The organism is Pseudomonas sp. NFR02 (assembly GCF_900119375.1).
GTDB classification, from domain to species: domain Bacteria; phylum Pseudomonadota; class Gammaproteobacteria; order Pseudomonadales; family Pseudomonadaceae; genus Aquipseudomonas; species Aquipseudomonas paracarnis.
Genome location: NZ_FPJJ01000011.1, coordinates 87,114 through 95,101 on the forward strand (window position 1 = coordinate 87,114; position 7,988 = coordinate 95,101).

5 protein-coding genes are annotated in these 7,988 nt (G+C 60.3%); 2 read left to right on the top strand and 3 right to left on the bottom strand.

Annotated elements, in window-relative coordinates; all coding sequences use genetic code 11:
• Positions 1-33: 33 nt before the first annotated feature.
• On the bottom strand, positions 34-2,391 hold the full coding sequence (locus BT199_RS25470) for a DNA polymerase II (protein ID WP_014717827.1): 2,358 nt from the start codon (positions 2,389-2,391) through the stop codon (positions 34-36).
• A 217-nt stretch (positions 2,392-2,608) separates the two neighbouring features.
• Here BT199_RS25470 and BT199_RS25475 point away from each other — a divergent pair, with 217 nt between their 5' ends.
• Positions 2,609-4,822 (top strand): TonB-dependent receptor, encoded by a 2,214-nt coding sequence (locus BT199_RS25475; RefSeq protein WP_072435706.1) that lies wholly within the window; start codon positions 2,609-2,611, stop codon positions 4,820-4,822.
• Positions 4,823-4,863: 41 nt separating this feature from the next.
• Here the strand turns inward: BT199_RS25475 and BT199_RS25480 are convergent, their stop codons facing one another.
• Positions 4,864-5,331, bottom strand: coding sequence for an SRPBCC family protein (locus tag BT199_RS25480; protein ID WP_072435707.1), 468 nt, complete (start codon positions 5,329-5,331; stop codon positions 4,864-4,866).
• 98 nt (positions 5,332-5,429) lie between these two features.
• On the opposite strand from BT199_RS25480, the gene BT199_RS25485 reads away from it, so the two are divergent.
• Positions 5,430-5,831 (top strand): GFA family protein, encoded by a 402-nt coding sequence (locus BT199_RS25485; protein WP_072435708.1) that lies wholly within the window; start codon positions 5,430-5,432, stop codon positions 5,829-5,831.
• Position 5,832: 1 nt separating this feature from the next.
• On the opposite strand, the gene mrdA is transcribed toward BT199_RS25485, so the two are convergent.
• On the bottom strand, positions 5,833-7,725 hold the full coding sequence (gene mrdA, locus BT199_RS25490; RefSeq protein ID WP_014717825.1) for a penicillin-binding protein 2: 1,893 nt from the start codon (positions 7,723-7,725) through the stop codon (positions 5,833-5,835).
• Between the last annotated feature and the right edge of the window lie 263 nt (positions 7,726-7,988).

Genomic DNA, 7,988 nt, shown 5'->3' on the forward strand with positions numbered 1-7,988 from the left:
AGCGATGGGCAATATTGAGCCTGTGGTGATTACCTAGAATAGCCCCATCTGCCCGCCTACCAGGGTACCGAAATCGTCATTCACGAACGGCAGGATTGCGTCAGCCACGGGCTGCAATTGGCGCGTGACGTAGTGGTCGTAGTCGATGGGTGCCCGCCGCACTTCCAGCGGTTCCGGGCCGTTGACGCTGATCACGTAGCTGATCCAGCCACCGCGCTGGTACTGGCGCGGGCGGCCCAGGCGATCGTTGTACTCGTCCGCCAGTCGCGCGGCGCGTACGTGGGGCGGGACGTTGCGTTCGTAGTCGTGCAAGGGCCGGCGCAGGCGTTTGCGGTAGATCAGCAACTCATCGAATTCGCCGCTCAAGGTACGCCGCACGTAGTCGCGTATGTAGTCCTGATGGGGTTGGCGATGGAAGATGCGTTGGTAGAGTTCCTGCTGGAATTGCCGGGCCAGGGGCGACCAGTCGCTGCGCACGGTTTCCAGGCCTTTGTAGACCATTTCTTCGCCGCCATCTTCGCGCACGACCAGGCCCGCATAGCGCTTTTTGCTGCCCTCCTCGGCGCCACGAATGGTCGGCATCAGGAAGCGGCTGAAGTGGGTTTCGTATTGCAGCTCCAGGGCGCTTTGCAGGCCGTACTCGTTGCTCAGGTGCGCGCGCCACCAGTCGTTGACGTGCTGCACCAGCGCCAGGCCGATGCGATTGGCGTCCTGCGCAGAGTGCGCGCTGCCCAGCCAGACGAAGGTGGAGTCGGTGTCACCGTAAATCACCTCGTACCCTTGGGCCTCAACCAGCGCGCGGGTCTGGCGCATGATCTGGTGCCCCCGCAGGGTGATCGAGGATGCCAGCCGGGTGTCGAAGAACCGGCAGCCGCTGGAGCCGAGCACACCGTAAAAGGCGTTCATGATGATCTTCAGTGCCTGGGACAACGGCGCATTGCGCTCGCGCTTGGCCTCTTCGCGGCCTTCGGACACTCGGGTGACGATGGACGGCAGGCAATGCCGGGTGCGGGAGAAGCGTGCGCCGCGAAAGCCTTCCACCGAGTCGCTGTCGTCAGGATGCTTGAGGCCTTCGATCAAGCCGACCGGGTCGATGAGGAAACTGCGGATGATCGATGGGTAAAGGCTTTTGTAGTCCAGCACCAGCACCGATTCATAGAGGCCCGGGCGCGAGTCCATGACAAACCCGCCGGGGCTGGCTTGGGGCGGTTTGTCACCCAGGTTCGGCGCGACGAAACCCTGGCGGTGCATCAACGGCATGTACAGGTGGGTGAAGGCGGCCACCGAGCCGCCGTTACGGTCGGCCGGCAACCCGGTGACGCTGGCGCGTTCGAGCAAGAACTTGAGCAGCTCGGTCTTCTCGAAAATCCGCGTGACCAGTTCGCAGTCCTTGAGGTTGTAGCGCGCCAGGGCGGGTTTGTCCTCGGCGAACATGCGGTTGATTTCGTCCATGCGCTGGTACGGCGTGGAGATGTCCTTGCCTTCGCCAAGCAGGGTTTGCGCGACGTTTTCAAGGCTGAAGGATTCAAAACTCCAAGTGGCCGAACGCAACGCTTCGATACCGTCGATGATCAACCGCCCCGCCGCCGCCGCGAAGTAGTGATTGCGGCTGCCGTGTTCGCGCCAGGCCATGGTTTCACCGCCACGCCCCAGCAACAGCGGCACGTTCAGGCGCTGGGCGTGTTCGTGGAGTACGCGCAGGTCGAACTGCACCACATTCCAGCCGATGATCGCGTCGGGGTCGAAAGTGGCCAGCCATTGGTTGAGGCGCTCGAGCAGTTGAGCACGGGTGTCGCAATAGTCGAGCTTGAAATCCACCGCGTCGGTTTTGTTCGGCGGGCCGAGCATGTACACCTGGCGCTCGCCGCAGCCTTCGAGGGCGATGGAATACAGATCGCCCTGGGCGGTGGTCTCGATATCCAGGGACACCAGCTTCAAGGGCGGGCGATAGTCGGGGGCAGGCTTCATCTGCGCGTCGAGCACGGTGCCGCTTGCATCAGCGGTGCCCCCGAACCAGACGGGAGCGGTGATAAAACGCTCCATCATGTAGCGCTCCGGCGGGCGCACGTCACCTTCGTAGACATCGACTCCGGCAGCGCGCAGGCGCTTCTCGATATCCATCAACTGGCGGTGCTGGCGCGCATAGAGGCCCAGAACCGGGCGGTGATGAAAGTCGCATAGCTGCAAGGGGCGCAACTCGAGATCACGTTCACCCTTGAGCAGCCAATCGAGCGGCTTGCGGTGGGCTTGCGGGATGAACACCACCGAGGTCTGCACGGGTAGGCGAATGCACCGTGGCCCTTGGTCGGTGGCCAGCCAGAAGCTGACCTCGGTACCCGCCGGGGTATCGCGCCAATGCCGGGTCAGGACAAAACCCTGCTGTAAATCCACCGTACCGCACCTCAAGAATCGCGTTCAGGGCGTAATTCTACTCGGCATCCGTACAAACGCGTCGGGTAAACGCACACGCAGTGCGCGATCGCATAAATTTGTTGCAGAACATTAATGGTAATTACTATCATTTGCGCTGGAGCCGTATCCGCGCAGTGAGGAAGCGCGACGTTGTTGTCCACTTCCTCCTAGTGACGGTTCGCCGTCAGGATCGACCATGCCCATCTGTCACCCTCTCGCTGTGCCGTTTCGCCCTGCCCTGCTTGCCATGTGCTGCTCCCTGAGTGTTACGGCACAGGCGGCCCCCCCATCGACGTCAGACACCGTGCTAGAGCTGGGTGCCACCCGCATCAATGCCGAAGCGCCGGCGCCCACTGCGCTGCCCCCCGAGTTTGCCGGCGGCCAGGTTGCACGTGGCGGCCAACTGGGTGTGCTGGGCAACCAGGACATTATGGATGTGCCCTTCAGCATGTCCTCCTACACCGAGAAGTTGATTCGCGACCAGCAGGCAGAAACCGTTGGCGACGTGCTGCTCAATGACTCCTCGGTGCGCCAGGCCTCGGGGTATGCGAACCAGTCACAGACGTTCATGATCCGTGGCCTGCCATTGAATGGCGACGACATTTCCTATAACGGTTTGTACGGTGTCCTACCGCGTCAGATCATCTCCACCGATGCCCTGGAGCGGGTGGAAGTGTTCAAGGGTCCCAATGCCTTCATCAATGGCGTCACGCCCACCGGCTCGGGCATCGGCGGCGGTGTGAACCTGCAACCCAAGCGCGCCGATGATGTGCCGCTGCGTCGTTTCAGCACCGACATCAGCAGCGATGGCCGGATTGGCGAGCACCTGGATATTGGCCAGCGCTTTGGCGAAGACAACCGTTTCGGCGCACGGGTCAACCTGTCCCAGCGCGAAGGCGATACCGGCATTGATGATGAGAACCAGCGTTCGAAGCTGTTTGCCGTCGGCCTCGACTACCGCGGCGATGCGTTGCGCTTGTCCGGTGACTTTGTGTATCAGAAGCAGCGTATCAACGGTGGGCGCAACTCGGTCTTTCTCGGCAAGATCACCCACGTACCGGATGCCCCTTCGGCAGACACCAACTACGCACCGAGCTGGAGCAGTACCAACCTTGAGGACACCTTGGGCATGCTGCGCGCCGAGTACGACCTCAACGAACACTGGACCGCATACGCGGCAGCCGGCGCCAAGCACAGCCGCGAAATGGGGCGCTACTCGTCGGTGACCCTGAGCGATAACCTCGGCAATGCCAGCGCCAGTGGCTCGACGATCGCCCACGAAGAAAACAACACCAGCGCGATGGGTGGGCTCAATGGCAAGTTCCAGACCGGCCCCGTCAGCCATCGGCTCAACTTTGGCTTGGCCGGCATCTGGACCGAGGCGCGCAACGCCTATGTGTTCGCCAGCGCAAAAACGGCAACCAACATCTACCACCCAGTGACCGGCGCGCCACCGGCCCTCAATAGCCCGCGCAATACCCCAGGTACCGACTTCAGCGATCCGACCATCACTGGCAAGACGTTCGTACGCAGCCTCGCGGCATCCGACACTTTAGGGTTCTTCGACGACCGCTTGCTGGTGACCGTCGGCGCACGCCGCCAGCAGATGGTGGTACAGAGTTACAACTACATGAGCGGCACCCGCACGGCCAATTATGACGAGTCGATCACCACGCCGGTATACGGCATTGTGTTCAAGCCTTGGGAGCATGTGTCGCTGTATGCCAACCGTATCGAAGGCCTGGCCCAGGGCCCGACATCGCCGCTCAAATCTGGCAGCCTCACGGTCATCGGTGGGGGGCAGGCTTATGCGCCTGCACGGTCCAAGCAGATCGAAGCGGGTGTCAAAGTGGACATGGGCTCCTATGGCGCGACCTTGGGTGTGTATCGTATCGAACAGCCAGGCGCGGGTTATGCCGAAGCCATCGACGCCACCAGCGCCCGCTATGTGCGTGAAGGCCTGCAGATCAACAAAGGCGTCGAGCTGAACGTCTTTGGTGAGCCCGTCAGCGGCCTGCGCCTACTGGGCGGAGTGACGCTGATGAATACCGAACTCAAGGGCACACTCAACGGCGCCAACGACGGCAACCGCGCCATTGGCGTACCTTCATTCCAGCTCAACGCCGGGGTGGATTGGGATGTGCCGGGCTTGCAGGGCGTGACGCTCAACGGCCGTATGCTACGCACCGGCGGCCAGTACGCCGACGCAGCCAACGAGCTGAGCCTGCCGGCGTGGAACCGCTTCGACGTGGGTGCGCGCTACACCTTCATGCTGCAACAGCGCGAGGTGACTGTGGGTGCCACGGTGGAGAACGTGGCCAACGAGAAGTATTGGGAATCGGCCCAGGGTGGATTCTTGAGCCAGGGGGATCCGCGGGTGGCGAAGTTGTCGGCGACGATTGATTTCTGAAAACGTAAAAGAGCTGGGGGCAGAACTCCCCCTGCGCCCCATCACTTTATTGGGGGCTTGCTCAGATAATCTTCGATATTGCTCATTTGTTCGTCCCAGCCACGGGAGTTCATCTTGAAGGCTTTCTGGCGCCGCGCTTCGGGGATCTGGTCAAAACCGGACTCGACGACCCGCAAGAGGATGCCTGGAGCGCGATCCTCAATCGTGAACTCCACCAGCGTCGGTGTTTCCTTGTCGTAGTCGACGCCCTCTTCCACTGCAAAAGGATGCCACCAGAAAGAAAACAGCGTTTGGGGCAGGATGCGTTCGATCCTGGCCTTCCACACGACATGTTCGTAACCTGGGTAGGTAATTGGCGCTTCGATGGTTTCTCCGGCCACAAAGGTTTTACCTTTAAGCGCGATACCGAACCAGTTACCAAATTGCTCGGCCTGCGTGAGTGCCTCCCAGACTTGTTTACGTGATGCGTTGAGCAGCACTTTTCGTTCGATGCGATCTAATACGTGCATGAGTCACCTCCTTCACTAAACACTAGGCGACATCAACCAATGCGCAACCTTGCGTTGTGCGCGATGATGATGACCCCCTCCTTGCCTGGCCATAGGTTATGACTGACCCACTGAATGGAAGTTGCTTGTGCAAAGGTGTGCGCTACCAAGTCGACAGCCTGGACATGCCCATCAGCCACTGCCACTGCAAAAGCTGCCGCAAGGCACACGCGGCCGCGTTTGTTGCCACGGCCGGGGTGATGCGTGAGCATTTTCGCTGGACGCAGGGTGAGGAGTTGCTGTCGTCCTTTGAATCTTCGCCGGGCAAATTCAGGCATTTCTGCTCGCGTTGCGGCGCGCATCTGATTGTTGAACGTGGGCATCAGCCCCACGTGATCGTGCGGGTGGCGACGCTGGATGATGATCCGGGCGTCAGGCCCACCTCGCATATCTGGACGGCCCATGAAGTGCCCTGGCTGGCCTATGACGGCGTAGCGCGCTGGGACGAATGGAAGGTCTGAGTCAAACCCGTGGATCACCCGGAGCCTTGGCCGGCGCCGCGTATTGCGGCTTGAGGTGGCCTTCCTGGTCGAGCAGCCAGGCATCCATGATCTGGCGCACCACAGGCCCGGCTACACGGCCGCCGGCCTCACCGTTTTCGATCATGACTGAAATCACGATTTTCGGATGTTCGGCCGGCGCGAAGCCGACGAACAAGGCGTTATCGCGATGCCGCTCCAAGGTCTTGTTGCGGTTGTAGCGCTCACCCTGTTTGATCGCCACCACCTGGGCGGTACCACTCTTGCCGGCGATACGGTATTGGGCGCCTTGTGCTGCCGCTCGGGCGATACCGCGTGGATCGTGCATCACCAATTGCATGCCGTGGTTGACCTGCTCCCAGTCACGAGGGTCCTTGAGCACCACGTTGGGCATTGGGTGCTCATCTACAGGCGCCACGCCATTGATGGTCTTGGCCAGGTGCGGGCGGTTCCATACACCTTTGTTGGCAATCAATGCTGTGGCCTGGGCCAATTGCAGTGGCGTCACCTGCATATAGCCTTGGCCAATGCCGAGGATCACGGTTTCGCCTGGGAACCACGGCTGGCGACGGGTCGCACGCTTCCAGGCTTGGGATGGCATCAGGCCGGCAGACTCTTCGAACATATCCAGGGACACTTTCTGGCCCAGGCCGAACTCGGCCAGATAGTCGTGCAGGCGGTCGATCCCGAGCTTATGGGCCAGGTCGTAGAAGTAAGTGTCGTTGGAACGCATGATGGCCGCGTCCATGTCCACCCAGCCGTCACCGCTGTGGTTCCAGTTGCGGTATTTGTGGTCAAAGTCTGGCAACTGATAGTAACCCGGGTCGAACACTCGGGTTTGTGGGGTAACGACACCGCTGTCGAGACCGGCAATGGCCACTTCCGGCTTGATGGTTGAACCTGGCGCGTAGAGCCCGCGTAGCACGCGGTTGAACAGCGGCCGGTCAATGGAGTCGTGCAGCGCGGCGTACTCCTTGAAGCTGATGCCGGTGACGAACAGGTTCGGATCGAAACTCGGTTTACTGACCATAGCCAGTACTTCACCGGTTTGCGGGTCCAGGGCGACCACTGAACCGCGACGGTCGCCCAAGGCCTCTTCGGCGGCTTCCTGTAGCTTGACGTCGAGGCTCAGGACGATGTTTTTGCCAGGGATCGGATCGGTGTGCTTGAGCACGCGCAGCACACGGCCCTGTGCGTTGGTCTCGACCTCTTCATAACCGACATGGCCATGCAGTTCTGACTCGTAAAAGCGCTCGATTCCGGTTTTGCCGATGGATTGGGTACCGCGGTACTCCACCGAATCCAGGGTCTTGGATTCTTTTTCGTTGATGCGGCCGACGTAGCCGATGGAGTGGGCAAAGTGCGCGCCCAGGGGGTAGTGGCGAACGAATTGTGGCTCGACGTCCACACCAGGTAGACGGAACTCGTTAACGGCCAAAACGGCGATCTGCTCTTCGGTCAATTCGTAGAACAACGTGACGGGAACAAACGGGTGACGGGCCTGCTTGAGCGCCTTATCAAACACCGCACGGTCTTCGGCAGGCAGGTGCAACAGATTGACGATTTCGTCCAGCTCACCCTTGAGGTCGGCGGTGCGCTCACGGGTGATGGTCAGGTTATAACTCGGGCGGTTGTCGGCCAGCACCACGCCATTACGGTCGTAGATCAACCCGCGAGTCGGTGTGATGGGCAGTACGTGGACCCGGTTGTTTTCCGAAATTGTGGAGTGGTAGTCGTACTGCACCACCTGCAGGAAATACATGCGCCCTACCAGCGCACAGGTGATCCCAATCACCAGCACCGCACAGGCGAGCAAGCGCTTGTTGACCAGGCGGTTTTCTTTTTCGTGATCTTTGATAGGTATCGGTTCAGGCATTTCTACAGCATCTCGTTGGAAAAGGTCGACGCCGCATCCTGCGGATAAGGATCAATCCTTGTGAAAATGTGCTGCACCATAGCAAAAATGCAGAAACACTTTGTATCGAATTCCCTCAACGGCAGCTTATTTAATGTTGCCAGAAGCGCTGGAATTTTCGAGCGCCCAAAACAAAACCCCTGTTTGCGTTAGCAAACAGGGGTTTCGGAATTTAATCTTGACGATGACCTACTCTCACATGGGGAAACCCCACACTACCATCG

Coding starts and splice junctions, on each gene's coding strand:
- BT199_RS25475 (WP_072435706.1), top strand. CDS start 2,609: ATGCCCATCTGTCACCCTCTCGCTGTGCCGTTTCGCCCTGCCCTGCTT.
- BT199_RS25485 (WP_072435708.1), top strand. CDS start 5,430: ATGACTGACCCACTGAATGGAAGTTGCTTGTGCAAAGGTGTGCGCTAC.
- BT199_RS25480 (WP_072435707.1), bottom strand. CDS start 5,331: ATGCACGTATTAGATCGCATCGAACGAAAAGTGCTGCTCAACGCATCA.
- mrdA (WP_014717825.1), bottom strand. CDS start 7,725: ATGCCTGAACCGATACCTATCAAAGATCACGAAAAAGAAAACCGCCTG.